General features: G+C 43.6%; 19 protein-coding genes. 12 read left to right on the top strand and 7 right to left on the bottom strand.

The annotated features are described in order from the left end of the window. Window positions 1-128 precede the first annotated feature (128 nt). The gene (locus NI462_RS02260) at window positions 129-569 is read right to left on the bottom strand and encodes an RNA-binding S4 domain-containing protein (RefSeq protein ID WP_004646726.1); all 441 of its coding nucleotides are present in this window, start codon (window positions 567-569) and stop codon (window positions 129-131) included. Further along, window positions 562-1,248 (bottom strand): HAD-IA family hydrolase, encoded by a 687-nt coding sequence (locus NI462_RS02255; RefSeq protein ID WP_016806963.1) that lies wholly within the window; start codon window positions 1,246-1,248, stop codon window positions 562-564. Before NI462_RS02255 ends, NI462_RS02260 begins: the two co-directional genes overlap by 8 nt. A gap of 13 nt (window positions 1,249-1,261) precedes the next feature. Here NI462_RS02255 and NI462_RS02250 point away from each other — a divergent pair, with 13 nt between their 5' ends. From NI462_RS02250 to NI462_RS15040, 3 genes are all read left to right on the top strand, one after another. Beyond that, the gene (locus NI462_RS02250; RefSeq protein ID WP_253158883.1) at window positions 1,262-2,113 is read left to right on the top strand and encodes a 3'(2'),5'-bisphosphate nucleotidase CysQ family protein; all 852 of its coding nucleotides are present in this window, start codon (window positions 1,262-1,264) and stop codon (window positions 2,111-2,113) included. Between the two features lie 63 nt (window positions 2,114-2,176). Beyond that, window positions 2,177-2,917, top strand: coding sequence for a histidine phosphatase family protein (locus NI462_RS02245; RefSeq protein WP_004646730.1), 741 nt, complete (start codon window positions 2,177-2,179; stop codon window positions 2,915-2,917). Window positions 2,918-3,155: 238 nt separating this feature from the next. Continuing rightward, window positions 3,156-3,281 carry a hypothetical protein gene (locus tag NI462_RS15040; RefSeq protein ID WP_004646731.1) on the top strand — a complete coding sequence of 42 codons (126 nt, stop codon included), beginning with the start codon at window positions 3,156-3,158 and terminating at the stop codon, window positions 3,279-3,281. A 161-nt stretch (window positions 3,282-3,442) separates the two neighbouring features. On the opposite strand, the gene rpsT is transcribed toward NI462_RS15040, so the two are convergent. Further along, window positions 3,443-3,712 carry a 30S ribosomal protein S20 gene (gene rpsT / locus NI462_RS02240; protein ID WP_004279868.1) on the bottom strand — a complete coding sequence of 90 codons (270 nt, stop codon included), beginning with the start codon at window positions 3,710-3,712 and terminating at the stop codon, window positions 3,443-3,445. Window positions 3,713-3,926: 214 nt separating this feature from the next. Between rpsT and NI462_RS02235 the strand changes: the two genes are divergently transcribed. From NI462_RS02235 to NI462_RS02215, 5 genes are all read left to right on the top strand, one after another. After that, window positions 3,927-4,592 carry an NAD(P)H-binding protein gene (locus NI462_RS02235; protein ID WP_253158881.1) on the top strand — a complete coding sequence of 222 codons (666 nt, stop codon included), beginning with the start codon at window positions 3,927-3,929 and terminating at the stop codon, window positions 4,590-4,592. 12 nt (window positions 4,593-4,604) lie between these two features. Then, entirely contained in the window at window positions 4,605-5,114 is a 510-nt protein-coding gene (gene rraA, locus NI462_RS02230; protein ID WP_004279866.1) for a ribonuclease E activity regulator RraA, read from the top strand. Between the two features lie 117 nt (window positions 5,115-5,231). Further along, entirely contained in the window at window positions 5,232-6,014 is a 783-nt protein-coding gene (locus NI462_RS02225; protein WP_004646733.1) for a glutathione S-transferase N-terminal domain-containing protein, read from the top strand. Between the two features lie 222 nt (window positions 6,015-6,236). Beyond that, on the top strand, window positions 6,237-6,920 hold the full coding sequence (locus tag NI462_RS02220) for a response regulator (RefSeq protein ID WP_004646734.1): 684 nt from the start codon (window positions 6,237-6,239) through the stop codon (window positions 6,918-6,920). Further along, a complete protein-coding gene (locus tag NI462_RS02215; RefSeq protein WP_004646735.1) occupies window positions 6,920-8,842 on the top strand; it encodes a sensor histidine kinase in 1,923 nt (640 codons plus the stop codon). The genes NI462_RS02220 and NI462_RS02215 overlap by 1 nt, the downstream gene beginning before the upstream one ends. A gap of 79 nt (window positions 8,843-8,921) precedes the next feature. On the opposite strand, the gene NI462_RS02210 is transcribed toward NI462_RS02215, so the two are convergent. The 3 genes from NI462_RS02210 to NI462_RS02200 are packed head-to-tail and all read right to left on the bottom strand — an operon-like array spanning window position 8,922 to window position 11,097. Next, a complete protein-coding gene (locus NI462_RS02210) occupies window positions 8,922-10,091 on the bottom strand; it encodes a ribosomal protein uL16 3-hydroxylase (RefSeq protein WP_004646738.1) in 1,170 nt (389 codons plus the stop codon). Window positions 10,092-10,120: 29 nt separating this feature from the next. After that, window positions 10,121-10,714 carry a Maf family protein gene (locus tag NI462_RS02205; RefSeq protein ID WP_004646739.1) on the bottom strand — a complete coding sequence of 198 codons (594 nt, stop codon included), beginning with the start codon at window positions 10,712-10,714 and terminating at the stop codon, window positions 10,121-10,123. Further along, window positions 10,714-11,097: a DUF2237 family protein gene (locus NI462_RS02200; RefSeq protein WP_004279857.1), complete on the bottom strand. Its 384-nt coding sequence runs from the start codon at window positions 11,095-11,097 to the stop codon at window positions 10,714-10,716. The genes NI462_RS02205 and NI462_RS02200 overlap by 1 nt, the downstream gene beginning before the upstream one ends. A gap of 139 nt (window positions 11,098-11,236) precedes the next feature. On the opposite strand from NI462_RS02200, the gene NI462_RS02195 reads away from it, so the two are divergent. The 4 genes from NI462_RS02195 to NI462_RS02180 all read left to right on the top strand — a co-directional run bounded on the left by NI462_RS02195 (window position 11,237) and on the right by NI462_RS02180 (window position 14,954). Then, window positions 11,237-12,424, top strand: a complete 1,188-nt coding sequence (locus NI462_RS02195) for a phosphoglycerate kinase (RefSeq protein WP_004646740.1) — start codon at window positions 11,237-11,239, stop codon at window positions 12,422-12,424. A 154-nt stretch (window positions 12,425-12,578) separates the two neighbouring features. After that, window positions 12,579-12,857, top strand: a complete 279-nt coding sequence (locus NI462_RS02190; protein WP_004646741.1) for a hypothetical protein — start codon at window positions 12,579-12,581, stop codon at window positions 12,855-12,857. Between the two features lie 119 nt (window positions 12,858-12,976). Continuing rightward, a complete protein-coding gene (fba, locus tag NI462_RS02185) occupies window positions 12,977-14,014 on the top strand; it encodes a class II fructose-bisphosphate aldolase (RefSeq protein ID WP_004279853.1) in 1,038 nt (345 codons plus the stop codon). An 85-nt stretch (window positions 14,015-14,099) separates the two neighbouring features. Next, the gene (locus NI462_RS02180; protein WP_004646742.1) at window positions 14,100-14,954 is read left to right on the top strand and encodes an EamA family transporter; all 855 of its coding nucleotides are present in this window, start codon (window positions 14,100-14,102) and stop codon (window positions 14,952-14,954) included. Here the strand turns inward: NI462_RS02180 and NI462_RS02175 are convergent. After that, complete coding sequence (locus tag NI462_RS02175) at window positions 14,917-15,144, bottom strand: hypothetical protein (RefSeq protein ID WP_004646744.1); 228 nt, start codon at window positions 15,142-15,144, stop codon at window positions 14,917-14,919. The genes NI462_RS02180 and NI462_RS02175 overlap by 38 nt on opposite strands. Window positions 15,145-15,157: the final 13 nt, after the last annotated feature.

Below are 15,157 nucleotides of genomic sequence, written 5' to 3'. Positions count from 1 at the left end.
ATGTCACTAAGTTAGTACTCAAGTGGATGTCTTAAATTAGAGCTTTGTTCCACAGGTGTATAGTGACAGAATTTTCCCTAGTGTTCTATAAAAGTCAGCGCATGTACGACATATTCTGACGCTTAAATTTAATCGTCATTATAGGACCATGACTGATCGAAATTCTGACTATTTTCATTTTTAAATCTACTGATATCACGACGATCCTTCTTGCTTGGACGATGGTCGGGACGAGCTAGATTATGCAACTTTCTTTGTGATGTAATCAATTCCCGGCGTGCAATACTGACTTCGGTTTCTTCATACAGTTTTTGTGCCACGGGTGCAGGTCCACGAACATCAGAAAGTTCCTTAACCAGCACGGTTTTTTTGTCGATGCCTTGCTGAATCGTCAGTTCCATACCAACACGGACTTCGCGCGATACCTTGACACGTTCACCATTGTGATGGACTTTGCCACCTTCAATCGCATGTTTGGCAATCGAGCGGGTTTTAAAAAACCGTGCTGCCCACAGCCATTTGTCTATACGCATGCCTACCGCATCTTCGGGTAAAGACGATTTACGCATATTTTTTTTCTACCTCAGCCTGATTTAAATGAGTGATTAAATCTGTTAATTGGTGCAGCATCGGGTAATTACAAGTCTGACGTGCTACTTTGGCTGAAGAGGGCTGCTGGATGCTGAACAGGTTCTGAATGCCATAGGCTTGAGCCCCATTCAGGACTTTTTCAGTATCATCAATAAAATAAGCATGTGCAGGGTCAAATGGATGCAACGCATTCAGGCCTTGCCAGAACTCGATAAATTCTTTGGCATGTCCGATCGTTTCTGAACTGACAATCACATCGAAATAATCTCTTAAATTCAAATGATCCAGTTTAAATGCTAGACCCGCACAGTCAGCATTGGTGGCCAGCCAGATGGGATAGCCATTATTTTTAAGATAATCGAGCAATTCGAGACAATGCGGGCGTAAGGCCACTTTATCTTTATGTTCAATTTGCATCGCCAGAACATCGACTTCGACTTTAGCCGTCCAGAAGCGTGAAGAGTACCAGTTTAAGGTATGATTATGTTCCTGATAGAATGCATAGAGTGTCGCCTGGCTGTGTTCCAGGCTACAGCCATGTGTGGCAGCATAACGCACAGGCAATAACTCGTTCCAGATGAAATCATCGTAGGCAAGATCAAGTAAAGTGCCATCCATATCGAAAATTATGGTAGGTTTTTCAGAGCATTTTGACATATTTAGGTTTTCTATGTTTAAAGCAACAGCAGCACCACAAGATCCAATGATTTTGCAGTTTGTGCCCATTTTGACACAAGCCTGTGAAATTTTGCGAGAAGAATATCAGCGTTATTGTTCTGGTGCGGCTTTTGATGTCATCAAAAAAAATGATAATTCTCCGGTGACTCAGGCAGATTTTCGGGTCGATACTTATCTGACCCAAGCTTTGGCAGAGATTTCCAGCTTGCCTTTACTGTCTGAAGAAGGACAGGAACATGAACGCCGCTCATGGTCAGAATTCTGGTTACTGGATCCGTTAGATGGCACTAAAGAGTTTTTGCACCAGCGCCCCGAATTTACCATTAATTTGAGTCTGGTCAGAGGCAGTTTGACCACTTTTGCCATATTGGCGGTTCCAGAGCAGCAACTGATTTATTTCTGTCCTGAGCAGGGCTTGCCTTATAAATATGATATTCAAACTAGAACATGGTTTGCTTATGCAATGTCTTCGACATCTAAAATGATTGCTGTAGGGTTGAGCCAAAGTAGCCAGCAGAAACCGAAATATCTCGAATATTTACAAAGTTTGGCCAAGCTCACGGACTACACTGAATTTAAAGCGGGCAGCGCTTATAAATTTTGCATGATGCTGGAAGATCAGGTGGATATCTATCCACGTTTTCATCCGACCTCGGAATGGGATACCAGCGCTGGTCAATGTATGCTCGAACGGATTGGGGGTGGCTTGGTCGATTTAGAAGGTCGCCCATTTATTTATAATCATCGGGATACTTTGCTGAATGGCGGATTCATTGCTTATAAGAATAATGATATGAAAATTATTGCATTGCAGGCGGTTTCTGACATGCAGGCCGAGCATTGAGCAAAATTCTGAGCGTGTTATAGTGGTGCTTAACCTATTACCAAATCCAGAGTTGGCTGTAACGTGTCCCTGAAACTGCTTCCACCGAGTATGTTGAGTGCAATTGATTTATTGCCCGATGTACAGACGCCTGTCACCTTATTTACACGGCATTCGATTCGTGAAGAGGTTCCGGGTCAAGGTTTGGCAGGCTATGATCTGCAACTGACCAATCAGGGGCGGGATCTGGCGCAGGAATGGGGTGCTTATCTGGCTGATCAAACTGATCGTGTGATTCATCACTGTATTTCAAGTCCGATCCAGCGGTGTATTGATACCGCTGCATTGATGATTGAAGGGGCAGATGCGGTTACCCCTGAGCAGAATACCCATCGTATTGAAATTATTGAACAGGGACTTCTGATGGAGCCTGGCAGCTTTGTGCTGGATATTCAAAAAGCTGGGCCTTATTTTGCCAAGCAGGGTGCACTCGGTTTTATTAACAGTTTTGTCAATAATGCCTTGCCTGGGATGAAACAGCCGATTCATGGCGTGGTGGATGTACTGGAACTGATTTACAACACCCATCCACAAAATAAATATGGGCTGAGTTTGGCTGTCAGCCACGATACTATTCTCGCAGCGATGATTGCAGTGATGTCAGGGCGTCAAGACGTCAGTCGGGAAGACTGGCCAAAAATGATGGAAGGTCTGTTTGTCTGGTTTGAAGGTGATGTGTTTTTGGAGTCCAAACTGAAATGGATCTGGCGCGGTCAGGTACATGAACTGGATATTGCTGATTTTAAACGTTCCCAACTTTCTTAAATTAAATTGATCTATTCAAAACTCAATTGTTCACAGCAATTGAGTTTTTTATTGGGGAGTTAGAAATTATAAAGATGGTGGGGCGTTTCATATTGATCATTCAATAAAGTTCAGGCTAAAACGATAAAAATAAATTTTAAACTGCACCTTTTACATTTATAGGGTGAAAATTCAATAATGTAAGTATAAAAATTATCTATGCTTAATAAATATAGAAATATTCATCTTGAGGAAAATTATGAAAGTTATCACAATTTTTAGCCTGATCGCGATTTTGGGTTTAACCGCATGTCAAAAGCGGGACACTGACAATACGAAACAGGATAAAACCACTTCGCCATCCTCTATGGATAAAGATCAATAATCTAAAAGAGAGGGAGATTCAGGTTTTTATCTCACAGTATCGCATTGACTGGATGAGTGCTGTCTAAACAAATTATTTTTCTGAATGAGTCATTATATTTTTTAGTTTCTTCAAATTCCAGACACAAAAAAAGCCCTAAAAAGGGCTTTTTTCATTTGCGATTAGTTAGAAGCTAGTGCTTTAACTTGCGCGTTCAAGCGGCTCTTATGACGAGCTGCTTTGTTTTTATGGATGATGCCTTTGTCAGCCATACGGTCGATTACTGGAACAAGCGATTTGTACGCTTCAGTAGCAACTGCATAGTCATTAGTGCTGATAGCAGCTAATGTACGTTTAAGATAGGTACGAACCATAGAACGCAAGCTTGCGTTGTGTTTGCGTGCTTTAACGTTTTGACGAGCACGTTTTTTAGCTTGAGCAGAGTTTGCCACTCGTGCACTCCTTGAAATAGATTGGTCTGGGCGGGCTGAAACTCAACTGAAAACCAACATCAGAGGAATTATCACCAGCCCGTAAACAAGTGCCATATTTTGATTAAACTAAGCACCGAAGTCAAGTCTTGACATGCTTTGACAACATTTTAGATGCAGAAAAATTCTAAAGAAAACGTTAGATTAGTATTCCACCCAGGAGATCGTATAAAAAATGACTAAATCACTGACTCATCCCATCGTGATAGGTGCCACTGGCTTGGTGGGAAAACAACTGATAAAACGTTTGCAAGATGAGCCGACTTGCCAGCAGATTACTGCAGTGGTCAGAAAACATCAAAATGATCTGGATGCTTTGGATAAAGTTCAACAACTGGTACTGGAAGATTTCCTGATGTTGAATGATCAGGATGTCAGCAAGCATAGCCATGGTTTTAGCTGCCTGGGCAGCACCATGAAAAAAGCCGGATCCAAACAGGCATTTTATAGTATTGACTATACCATAAATGCTCACTTTGCAGAGCTGTTACAGCAAACCTCAGCCCATTATCTTTTGCTAAGCGCAATGGGTGCCGATTCCCAATCGCATTTTTACTATAATCGGGTCAAAGGTGAACTGGAAGAATATATACAAACATTGTCCTTGGACAGAATCAGTTTGATTCGACCTTCATTGCTCATTGGTGAACGTCCAGAGCAGCGTTTTTTGGAAGATATCGCGCAGCAGGTTTACGACAAAGTATCGCGTTTTATTCCGGATAGTTTTGCGTATAAGCCAGTGACAGCCGAGCAGGTGGCTCATACTATGGTCGAGGCCGCGCTAACTCAGACGGTAAAATTTGAAATTTATGATAATTTACGCATACAAAAAATGAAATGAGGGGAAAACACCGTGTCTACAGCAGCATTTGTTACCTGTGACTTGTTAGATGATCATCCAGAATTAGAGCTTCAGGTGGTGACACCTTGCCTGGACGGTAAATTTTTTAAGAGTTATGGGGCGCGCAAAACCTTTGGCGGTCAGATTGTGACAGTAAAATGTTTTGAAGATAACTCGCGGGTGAAAGAGTTGTTGGCCACAGATGGAACAGGCAAGGTCCTGGTCGTAGATGGCGGTGCATCCATGCGCTGTGCCTTGATGGGTGACCTGATTGCAGAATCAGCGGTAAAAAATCACTGGAATGGCGTAATTATTTATGGTTGCGTTCGTGATGTCGATGCGATTGCTGAACTTGATCTTGGTGTGCATGCATTGGCGGCTATTCCGCAAAAGAGCAACCGCAAGGGTGTGGGTGAAGTTGATATCTCTCTCTGTTTTGGTGGTGTCACGTTTAATGCAGGCGAGTATGTCTATGCAGACAATAATGGTATTGTGGTGTCTAAAACAGCATTAGTGGCTTAATCGGCCGGAATCTGCATTTCTGCATGAAAGAATAACAACAAAACTTATCTGTACCCTGAAAGACAGGATGCCTAGATTCTGTCTTTCATTCATATAAAACAAAAATAGGAAAATACTATGTTGAGTCATCAAATTAAAGTTGTACAAGCTTTGGCCTCTTCAATCGCTGAAGGTGGACGTGGGATGGTGGGTACACCGTTTCCAAATCAGCCTGAAAAAGCCTTGAAGCTCTATGAATACGAGGGTTCACCATTTTGTCGTCGGGTGCGTGAAGTCATGACCTTGCTAAATCTGGATTATGAAGTTTATCCATGTCCACGAGGGGGTACTCATTTCCGTCCTGAGGTGCAGCAATTGGGTGGAAAACTGCAATTTCCTTTTTTAGTTGATGAAAATACCGGTGATCGACTCTATGAGTCTCAGGATATTATCGATCATCTGTTCAAGCATTATGGCAAAACCGGCAAAACTCCCAAGAAATATGCTCACTATCCTAAAATTCCAGTGGCTGCAATTGCGGGAACCGTCCTCAATGGTTTACGCGGCGGAATGGTGAATCCCAAGATTAAGGATCGGCCAACACCTGAACTGTTATTAGAATTATGGGGCTTTGAGGCCAGTCCTTATACCCGAATTGTACGCGCCGTTTTGAGTGAACTGGAAGTGCCGTTTGTTTTTCATAATGTCGCTAAAGAGCGCTGGCAAGATTATGGACCGGCCAAATTGCGTTTAAAACCGGGAAAATATGAACCACTACCAGGCGGTAAGCGTGAACATTTGTTTGAAATGATGGGAAATAATATTCAGCTTCCCTATCTGGTCGATCCAAATACAGATACCAAAATGTTTGAATCGGCTGAGATTGTGAAATATTTAAAACAGCAATACGGTACTGCTTAAAGTAGACAGCTCGTATAACTTCAAAAGATTTTCTATCTTGAACTGCCATCTGCTAAACAGATGGCATTTTTTATGTCTATGATATGGAAAACGGGCGTAAGCGTTTCTCGCTGCTTAAAACTTCAGATAATAAAAAATAAATAAATCATGATTTTTAGTGTGATTTTGTTTATATTTTAATCTTAAAGGGGATATATAAAAATAAATATAAGGGGCGTGCTTATGACAGCATCGGAGGCAGTCTTGCCAGTACCAGTATTAATCGTTGAAGATGAATATGTCATCCAGCGCCGTTTAAAAATCATATTAAGCAATCTAGGTTATCAGGATGACGTTCTGTTATTTGCCAATACGGTGAAAGAAGCATATGCCGTTTTGCAGCAACAGCCGATTGCACTGGCCTTAGTAGATTTGGGTTTACCAGATGGAAGTGGGATTTCAATTATTGAAAAAATCCGCGAACAGGACGCACAAGCGTTGATTCTGGTGGTGTCTGCCTGGAGTACCCAAGATAGCCTGTTTAGGGCAATTCAGGCCGGTGCGACCGGTTATGTGCTGAAAGAACGGGATGATGTTGAAGTCGCCTTGGCTATTCGCAGTATTTTGCGTGGCGGTGCACCGATTGATCCCTTTGTTGCCCGTGAAATTTTAAAACAGATTTCTATTCCCACCATTTCAGGAACAGTAGAACAGAACAGGCCAGCTGCGGATCAGGAAACGCTCACACAGCGGGAGCAGGAAATCCTGTCCTTGGTTGCGCAAGGTCTGAGTAATCGTGAAATTGCCGAGCAGCTCTGTGTATCACGCTATACCGTCGAAAGTCATATCAAGCATATTTACCGCAAACTCTCGGTCAGTAAACGTACCAAGGCGGTCAGTACCGCACGGCATCTGGGAATTCTGTAATGTCATCTGCCTGTTCCAGAAGCAGCAAACGGCAGCGACTGAAATGGATCGGTGTTTTTGTCCTGTGCAGCTGGCTTTGCTTGTTCTGTAGTATCAGTCAGGCACAAAACCATTTTCAGATTAATGATCTTTGTCAGGTGAAGATCGAATATATTCAGAAGGTTCAGGCTCAGGGTCCTACCGAGATGCCGACATCGGGCTGGCAAAGCGTACGTTTGCCGGATAACTGGCAGAATAACTGGAAGAATTATCATGGGGGTGCCTGGTACAAGATTGTCTGGCGTTGGTCATGTCAGGACAATATTCGTCTTGCAGAACCGGTTGCCTTTTCTATTGATTATATTAATTCGGCAGGTGCCGTGTTCCTGAATGGTGACTTGCTTTGGTCTGACCGGAACTTGCAAGAGCCCTTGTCGAAAAGCTGGAATATGCCGCGTTACTGGGTTTTCCCGATTAGCGGTTTGCGTAAAGACAGTAATGAAATCCTGATTTATGTAAATGGCTACAGTTTCCAAAGCGCGGGCCTGGGCAATATTCAGTTTAATAATGTGTTGGTGAATAGCCAGCAGTATTTGGAAAAAATCTGGGATCGCCGTACCGTATTCCAGATCAATATGATTTTCTCTGCCACGATTGGGCTGATCTGTTTCATTATCTGGTTATTCCGGCGTTCAGAAACCACTTTTGGCTGGCTGGCACTCAGTTCACTGTTGTGGATTCTGTTTATTTCCAATGTCTTGACTACAGAAAATTTTCCATTTCACTCCACGATTTCGGCAGCTAAAGCCAATATGCTTTTTTTTATTGCCTATATCCATTGTTTTTGTCTGTATCTGATCCGCTTTGTAAAACAGAAATTTAAGCAGTTGGAGCGAGGATTTATTCTGGTCAGCGTTCTGTCCAGCTTACTGGTTATGATCAGTTCCTTGGATTATCTGGAGCAGGTACTGGGCGGAGTGTTTATCATCTATGTATTGCTCTTTATTAGTTGTACTGTATATGTCAGCTATCAGGCCATCAAAACCCGAAATGGAGAATATCTTTTCCTGACGCTGTGTCTCTGGGGGATTTTGCTGTGTGTAGTCATCGACCTGATCATGTTGAACCAAACCCAGGTCAATGAATTTTCACCTTTATCCCCCTATACCTCACCGATTATTACCCTGTTTGTCGTGCTGATTATGGGCACACGCTTGAATCGTAATGTCAGGAAAATCGAAAAATTTAATACCCAGTTAGAACGTAAAGTTCAGCAGGTCAGTGCCGACCTGAATAAAAGCCTGAGCGATAAACATCAACTGGAGCTGACGAATGTTCGTCTGCAAGAACGGATTAATCTGTCACATGAACTGCATGACGGGTTGGGAGGGTCTATTGTCCGTTCCATGATTCTGGTGGATCAAAGTAGCGAAACAGTTTCTAAACAGCAGTTTCTTTCCATGCTGAAACTGCTCAGAGATGATCTCAGACAAATCATTGACAGTGGTTCATCTATTGAAAATAAAGTCCCACAAACGCCGGTACTCTGGATCGCACCGGTACGTTATCGTTTTACCCAGCTGATGGAAGAAATGGGGATTGTAGTTGAATGGTCATTTCCAAAAGTCTGGCAGCGTGAACCGACGGCATTACAGTGTTTGACCTTGATCCGAGTAGTCGAAGAAAGTCTGACCAATATCATTAAGCATAGTCAGGCCAGTCAGGTAAAAGTCAGTCTGGAATATTCCCAGCCACATCAGCTTACTTTAAGCATTCAGGATAATGGCATCGGTTTCGATGCTGACATGGTGCAAAAAAATGGCCTGAGTATTGGAATGCGCAGCATGAAAATGCGGGTTGAGCGCATGGGAGGATTGTTCCAGATTGAATCTGAACAAGGAGATACGCTGATTCGTGTTGTATTAGAGCTGTATCAGCCTTAAGTAACTAGAATTTTAGTAGAAAATAAAAAGAGGATCATGTGATCCTCTTTTTATTATCGCTTAACGAGTCGTTAAACGCTTACTCGTCGTCAGCAGGTGGAACCAACATCAACACGGCTTCATTCAATAATGCTGCAACATCTTCCAGAATTTCTTCATCAGCGAAGTCTTCACTGAATAACAGCGCTTCACCATCTGCAAGCTGTTTGAGTTTTGCGGTAAATGTCTCAGAGATGCACACACCCTCACCATTTGCCCAGAACAGAACGTCGCCGTCCGTTTCAGTATAAAGCAGGCGTGACGCAGGTTCGAGCATCAGGCTATAGCCCTGATCGAGTGCTTCTTCCAGATCACCTGTACCGATTTCTTCTGCTTCAGGCAGGTTTTCAGGATATTTAGGTTCGGACATCAAGCTCATGATGGCATCTTCGAGAACATTGGAATTATGCAGTTGCTGCATGATGTGTTCTTTCAGATATTCCAGCTCATTGCTGCTCACTTCACCGATAGCACCGACTTGATCACGGATGATATCCAGCAATGGGTTACGCAGCGTTTCATTTTCAGAGAATTTATCCCCGACACGATCCATCATGTCACTGATATTTGGCATGCGGAAACCGAATGAATAAGTCAGGCAGTCATCTTCAGCCACGCCGTAATGAGCCAGACCAGGCGGCACATAGAGCAAGTCGCCAGGTGCCAGCACTTCATCAAAGTCCACTTCTATTTCAGGCAATAATTTAAGCGGTTGACCCGGAACAAATGGAGTTTCGGTATCACACATTTGCCCAAGCTGCCAGCGACGATGGCCATAGCCTTGTACCAGAAACACATCATAGAAATCGAAATGCTTGCCGACTGAACCGCCTTGCGGTGCATAAGACACCATGATGTCATCGCGACGCCATTGTGGAATAAATGGGAATTTTTTCCAAAGTGCCGACAGGTCAAATGAATAGTGATCTACAGCCTGAACCAAAAGTGTCCAGAGTTTTGGCATTTTCTGAAAATCTGCTTTGAGCAAAGGTGAAGATTTCACGCTCCATTGATTCGGATCACGATCTTTCTGCTTGATGAGACGGGCAGTGACATGTTCTTCAAGCGCAAGTTCCATCACATCATTGGGTTCAAGCAAACTGGCGATTTCAGGCATCGCATTACGCACCAGTAATGGTTTCTTTTGCCAGTATTCGCTAAGGAATTGTTCAGCGGTGATGCCGCCTAAAACGTCTAAAGGTTGAGACATAGATTACAGCCTGAATTTAAAGAGAGAGATTAAGGAACTAAAATTTTTAATTCACGAAGAATATTGCATAGCTTGATCATCGGCATACCCATCAGTGTGGTCTGGTCTTGCCCGGTCATTTCTTCAAACAGGCTAATTCCTAAGCTTTCACATTTGAAACTGCCAGCACAATGCAGTGGCTGTTCAATCTCGACATAGCGCTCGATTTCGGCCTGAGAAAGTTTACGAAACTTGACTTTATAGTGTTCGACCAGACTTTGTTCAAAACCCGTCGATTGTTGCTGTACACTGAGCGCCGTACTGAAATAGACAATCTTGTCCGAGTTAGCTTGGAGCTGGCGAATGGCTTTTTCAGTCGTTAACGGTTTACCGATAAAAATATCCGGTGCACCTTCACGCCATGCCACCTGATCCGAGCCGATCACAATCGCTTCAGGATTCTGTTCGGCAATATATCTGGCTTTCTCGAAAGCTAGTCGTTGTGCCAGATCATCTGCGTGATTTTCCCCGCGAGGAGATTCATCAATATCCGGTACCATGGAAATATAATCAATATGCAGACGATCCATCAGCGCTTTGCGGGTTTGACTGGATGATGCCAAAATAATCTGTACAGAATTCATTAGACAGCATATTCCTCAAGAATATTTAACGGCACATAAGCCAGAACAGCTTTGTGACAGGCTTGCAGCTTGATTGGAGGTGCTTGACCTGCTTCATAGGCTTCGACCCAGCGCGTTACGCAGATACACCAGAAATCGCCAGGTTGCAGGCCGGGGAAATCCAGTTCAGGCAAAGGCGTAATCAGGTCATTACCGACTTTTTGAGAAAAATTCAGAAATTCTGAAGTCATTTGCGCGCAAACCGTGTGCTGGCCCAGATCAGTGGTCGCAGTATGGCAAAAGCCATTGCGGAAATAACCGGTAATCGGATCGAAGCAACAGCTGGACAAAGGCTCACCTAACACGTTCAAACGGTTAAGATTTGGATCAGGATGTATCGACATAGGGACTGAATCTAAAAGAGGCTTTTTTCTATCATAACAAAACTTTGGCATTCATAATGTTTTCTGCAAAAGATGCTAACCTTTTTCTGCATAATCATTTAAAATCGCCTGGTTTTAATATCTATAAAGTGAGCTCTACATGAACTTTCAGCGTATGACTGACCTCGATTTAGCAGGTAAACGTGTTCTGATCCGTGAAGATTTAAACGTTCCTGTTAAAAATGGTGTGATCACCAGCGATGCGCGTCTTCGTGCAGCATTGCCAACGATTAAAGCAGCATTAGAAAAAGGCGCTGCAGTCATGGTGTATTCTCATCTGGGTCGTCCGGTTGAAGGTGAGCCTAAGGCTGAACAGTCACTTGCTCCTGTAGCGGCTTACTTGACTGAAGCTTTGGGCCAAGAAGTGAAACTGTTCACTGACTATTTAGATGGCGTTGATGTTCAGCCAGGTCAGGTGGTTCTGCTTGAAAACTGCCGTTTTAACGTCGGCGAGAAGAAAAACAATCCTGAACTTGCAGCAAAATATGCAGCACTTTGCGACGTATTTGTAATGGATGCCTTTGGTACAGCGCACCGTGCAGAAGCATCTACTGAAGGCGTAGCGCGTTTAGCGAAAGTTGCAGCAGCAGGTCCTTTACTGGCAGCTGAACTGGATGCACTTGGCCGTGCACTGCAAACGCCAGAAAAGCCAATGGTGGCGATTGTTGCGGGTTCTAAAGTCTCTACCAAGCTGGATGTTTTAACCTCACTTTCTGATATCTGTGATCAATTGATCGTGGGTGGTGGTATTGCCAATACTTTCCTTGCTGCAGCAGGCTATAACGTTGGTAAATCACTGTGTGAAAAAGACCTGATCGATACAGCAAAAGCCATTGCTGCAAAAGTATCAGTGCCACTTCCTACTGACGTTGTGGTTGCAGATGCCTCTGAAATCAACTTTGAGGATTTCCTGGGTTCATTGGCTGCTGCGAAAGCAACGGTGAAAAACGTTGCCGATGTTGCTGACAACGACATGATTCTGGATGTAGGTCCGGAAACTGCGAAAGCATTTGCAGAAATTCTGAAAACCTCTAAAACCATTCTTTGGAATGGCCCGGTTGGCGTATTTGAAGTCGATCAATTCGGTGAAGGGACTAAAACTTTATCTTTAGCAATTGCTGAATCGGAAGGTTTCTCGATCGCGGGTGGTGGGGACACACTTGCTGCGATTGATAAATATGAAGTGGCTGACAAAATTGGTTATATCTCGACGGGTGGCGGTGCATTCCTTGAATTCGTTGAAGGTAAAACTCTTCCTGCAGTTGCGGTACTATTAGAACGTGCTTAATTGCATGTCCTAAGCTAAAAAGCTGGCCCAGTGCCAGCTTTTTTTATGTCATTTTTTTGACAGTGAAAACTTACCCTTCATGGCTTCGTCATTAAAATGCAATAAATCTGTCATAAGATGCAGTAATTAAATCACCAAATGACGAGAATACGTGATGAAGAAACAGTTAACTATCGCAGTATTATTAGCAGCTTCTCTGGCACTGACTGCATGTGCAAAACAGGAAAGCACACCAGAAGCTGAAGCAGAAAGCTCGGCAGCAGTGGCGGATCAGGCGGTGACTCCAGAACAGCAAGCTGCCATTGATGCCATTGATCAGCCAATTCTAGACGAAAAAAATACCGATATCCCGGCTGAAGTTGCCAATGCACCAGCCGATGAAGCAACTGCAGACGAGTCAGTTGCTGCGACTTCAGAGCCTGTAGCACCTTAATCCGGTTGATGTGACACAAAATCCCTGCAAATGCAGGGATTTTTTTTAAATAGTGTTATTTGTTGCTGAATTGAAACCTTTGAACATGTAGAATATGTGGCATTCACTGGGAGGATATTATGGCTCTTATTTCATTGCGCCAGCTCTTGGATCACGCCGGCGAACATGCTTACGGCGTACCAGCATTTAACGTAAACAACTTAGAACAAATGCGTGCAATTATGCTTGCAGCAGATGCAACCAATTCACCTGTTATCGTACAAGCATCTGCGGGTGCGCGTAAATATGCAGGCGCTCCGTTCTTGCGTCACCTAATTTTGGCTGCAATTGAAGAATGGCCACATATTCCAGTGGTAATGCATCAAGACCACGGTACCAGCCCTGACATTTGTCAACGTTCAATCCAGTTAGGCTTTTCATCAGTAATGATGGACGGTTCACTGGGTGAAGACGGTAAAACACCAACTTCATATGAATATAACGTTGATGTGACTCGCCGTACAGTTCAAATGGCACATGCGTGTGGCGTATCTGTTGAAGGTGAAATCGGTTGTTTGGGTAGCCTTGAAACAGGTATGGCGGGTGAAGAAGATGGCGTAGGCGCAGAAGGCGTACTGGATCATTCTCAACTCCTGACTTCAGTTGAAGAAGCGCGTAGCTTCGTTGCTGATACCAATGTTGATGCGCTTGCAATTGCAGTAGGTACTTCACACGGTGCGTACAAGTTCACGCGTCCACCTACAGGTGATATTCTTGCGATTGACCGCATTAAAGAAATTCACGCAGCACTTCCAAACACACATCTTGTCATGCACGGTTCAAGCTCTGTGCCACAAGAATGGTTGGCAGTGATTAACCAGTATGGCGGCGACATCAAGGAAACTTACGGTGTTCCGGTTGAACAGCTGGTTGAAGCGATCAAACACGGCGTGCGCAAGATTAACATCGATACTGACTTGCGTTTAGCATCTACCGGTGCAATGCGTCGTATGATGGCAGAAAAACCAAGCGAATTCGATCCACGTAAATTCTTCAGCGCAACTGTAGATGCAATGAAGCAAATCTGTATCGATCGTTACGAAGCTTTTGGTACTGCAGGCAATGCAGACAAGATTCGCCCAATCTCTTTAGAGAAAATGGTGTCACACTATAAATAATTCCCAGTGAATCATTTATAAAAAAAGCCCACTGCAAATGTGGGCTTTTTTGTAGACTCATAAATATCAAGAATAAGAGCAGCATATGGAACTGATTTTCGCAGCAGCGCTATGCAGCGTTGCGGTCTCAATATTATTAAAAGTCGCCAAAAATAAGGGCTTGAGTCCGATACACATGATTAGCTGGAACTATATGACAGCTAGTCTCTTGTGTTTTTTCTGGTTTAAGCCTGATATTCAGCATATTTCAATGTCTCAGACGCCTTGGTTGCTTATTCTGGCTCTGGGTATTTTGCTTCCGAGCGTATTTCTGTTTTTGGCCAAGGCTTTGCAAACGGCTGGAATTTTAAAAACCGAAATTGCCCAGCGACTTTCTGTAGTTTTGTCACTGGCTGCAGCCTATTTCATTTTTCAGGAACAGTTTAATCAGCTGAAAATACTTGGGATCGCTTTAGGTATTGGAGCAGTGCTGTGCATCCTGTTTTCACATCGACAAAGTACAGGACAGAGCAGTCAGGGAATGTTGTATCTGGGCTTGGTCTGGGTCGGTTATGCACTGATTGATGTATTGTTGAAATATACAACCAGTCTGGGCCTCCAATTCGCGGTGGCGCTGAATCTAATGTTTGTTTGTGCCCTGATCATTTCGATGGGCTATCTGTTAATCAAATATAAAAGCTTGGGCTCGATGCAGAATATCGGCGCTGGTCTGTTATTGGGTTTCCTGAATTTTGCCAATATTGCTTTCTATGTCAAAGCCCATATGCTGCTTAAGGATTCACCTGCGATCGTCTTTGCTGGCATGAATATTCTGGTGGTGGTATTTGGTGTGATAGCAGGTCTGGTATTCTTTAAAGAACGGCTCAAACCTGCAAGTACTTTAGGATTACTGCTAGGCTTGACTAGTGTGATTTGCCTAGCTTATGCAATGTCTGCTTGACATAAGAGGATGCAAATTCAATCGGATGTCGGAGCAGGTCACCTGCTTCGGCCAGTCCAAGCAATAAACCGGACTGTTGGCAGTCTGGACAGTGCGGATAACGATGCTGTTGCTCTTTATAGTGCTGGAGATAAATTTTATCGCAATGATGGCATTCAAATTTCAGGGATTTGGATGTAAGGAGCGACATAGATGACCTCTAT

It is taken from the genome of Acinetobacter lwoffii, from assembly GCF_024129715.1.
In the GTDB taxonomy this organism is placed as follows: domain Bacteria; phylum Pseudomonadota; class Gammaproteobacteria; order Pseudomonadales; family Moraxellaceae; genus Acinetobacter; species Acinetobacter lwoffii_U.
This window is presented reverse-complemented; position numbering and strand designations above follow the sequence as displayed.

Coding starts and splice junctions, on each gene's coding strand:
- NI462_RS02210 (WP_004646738.1), bottom strand. CDS start 10,091: ATGTCTCAACCTTTAGACGTTTTAGGCGGCATCACCGCTGAACAATTC.
- fba (WP_004279853.1), top strand. CDS start 12,977: ATGGCTCTTATTTCATTGCGCCAGCTCTTGGATCACGCCGGCGAACAT.
- NI462_RS02205 (WP_004646739.1), bottom strand. CDS start 10,714: ATGAATTCTGTACAGATTATTTTGGCATCATCCAGTCAAACCCGCAAA.
- NI462_RS02175 (WP_004646744.1), bottom strand. CDS start 15,144: ATGTCGCTCCTTACATCCAAATCCCTGAAATTTGAATGCCATCATTGC.
- NI462_RS02235 (WP_253158881.1), top strand. CDS start 3,927: ATGACTAAATCACTGACTCATCCCATCGTGATAGGTGCCACTGGCTTG.
- NI462_RS02220 (WP_004646734.1), top strand. CDS start 6,237: ATGACAGCATCGGAGGCAGTCTTGCCAGTACCAGTATTAATCGTTGAA.
- NI462_RS02225 (WP_004646733.1), top strand. CDS start 5,232: ATGTTGAGTCATCAAATTAAAGTTGTACAAGCTTTGGCCTCTTCAATC.
- NI462_RS02200 (WP_004279857.1), bottom strand. CDS start 11,097: ATGTCGATACATCCTGATCCAAATCTTAACCGTTTGAACGTGTTAGGT.
- NI462_RS02255 (WP_016806963.1), bottom strand. CDS start 1,248: ATGTCAAAATGCTCTGAAAAACCTACCATAATTTTCGATATGGATGGC.
- NI462_RS02260 (WP_004646726.1), bottom strand. CDS start 569: ATGCGTAAATCGTCTTTACCCGAAGATGCGGTAGGCATGCGTATAGAC.
- NI462_RS02190 (WP_004646741.1), top strand. CDS start 12,579: ATGAAGAAACAGTTAACTATCGCAGTATTATTAGCAGCTTCTCTGGCA.
- NI462_RS15040 (WP_004646731.1), top strand. CDS start 3,156: ATGAAAGTTATCACAATTTTTAGCCTGATCGCGATTTTGGGTTTAACC.
- NI462_RS02180 (WP_004646742.1), top strand. CDS start 14,100: ATGGAACTGATTTTCGCAGCAGCGCTATGCAGCGTTGCGGTCTCAATA.
- NI462_RS02250 (WP_253158883.1), top strand. CDS start 1,262: ATGTTTAAAGCAACAGCAGCACCACAAGATCCAATGATTTTGCAGTTT.
- NI462_RS02215 (WP_004646735.1), top strand. CDS start 6,920: ATGTCATCTGCCTGTTCCAGAAGCAGCAAACGGCAGCGACTGAAATGG.
- NI462_RS02195 (WP_004646740.1), top strand. CDS start 11,237: ATGAACTTTCAGCGTATGACTGACCTCGATTTAGCAGGTAAACGTGTT.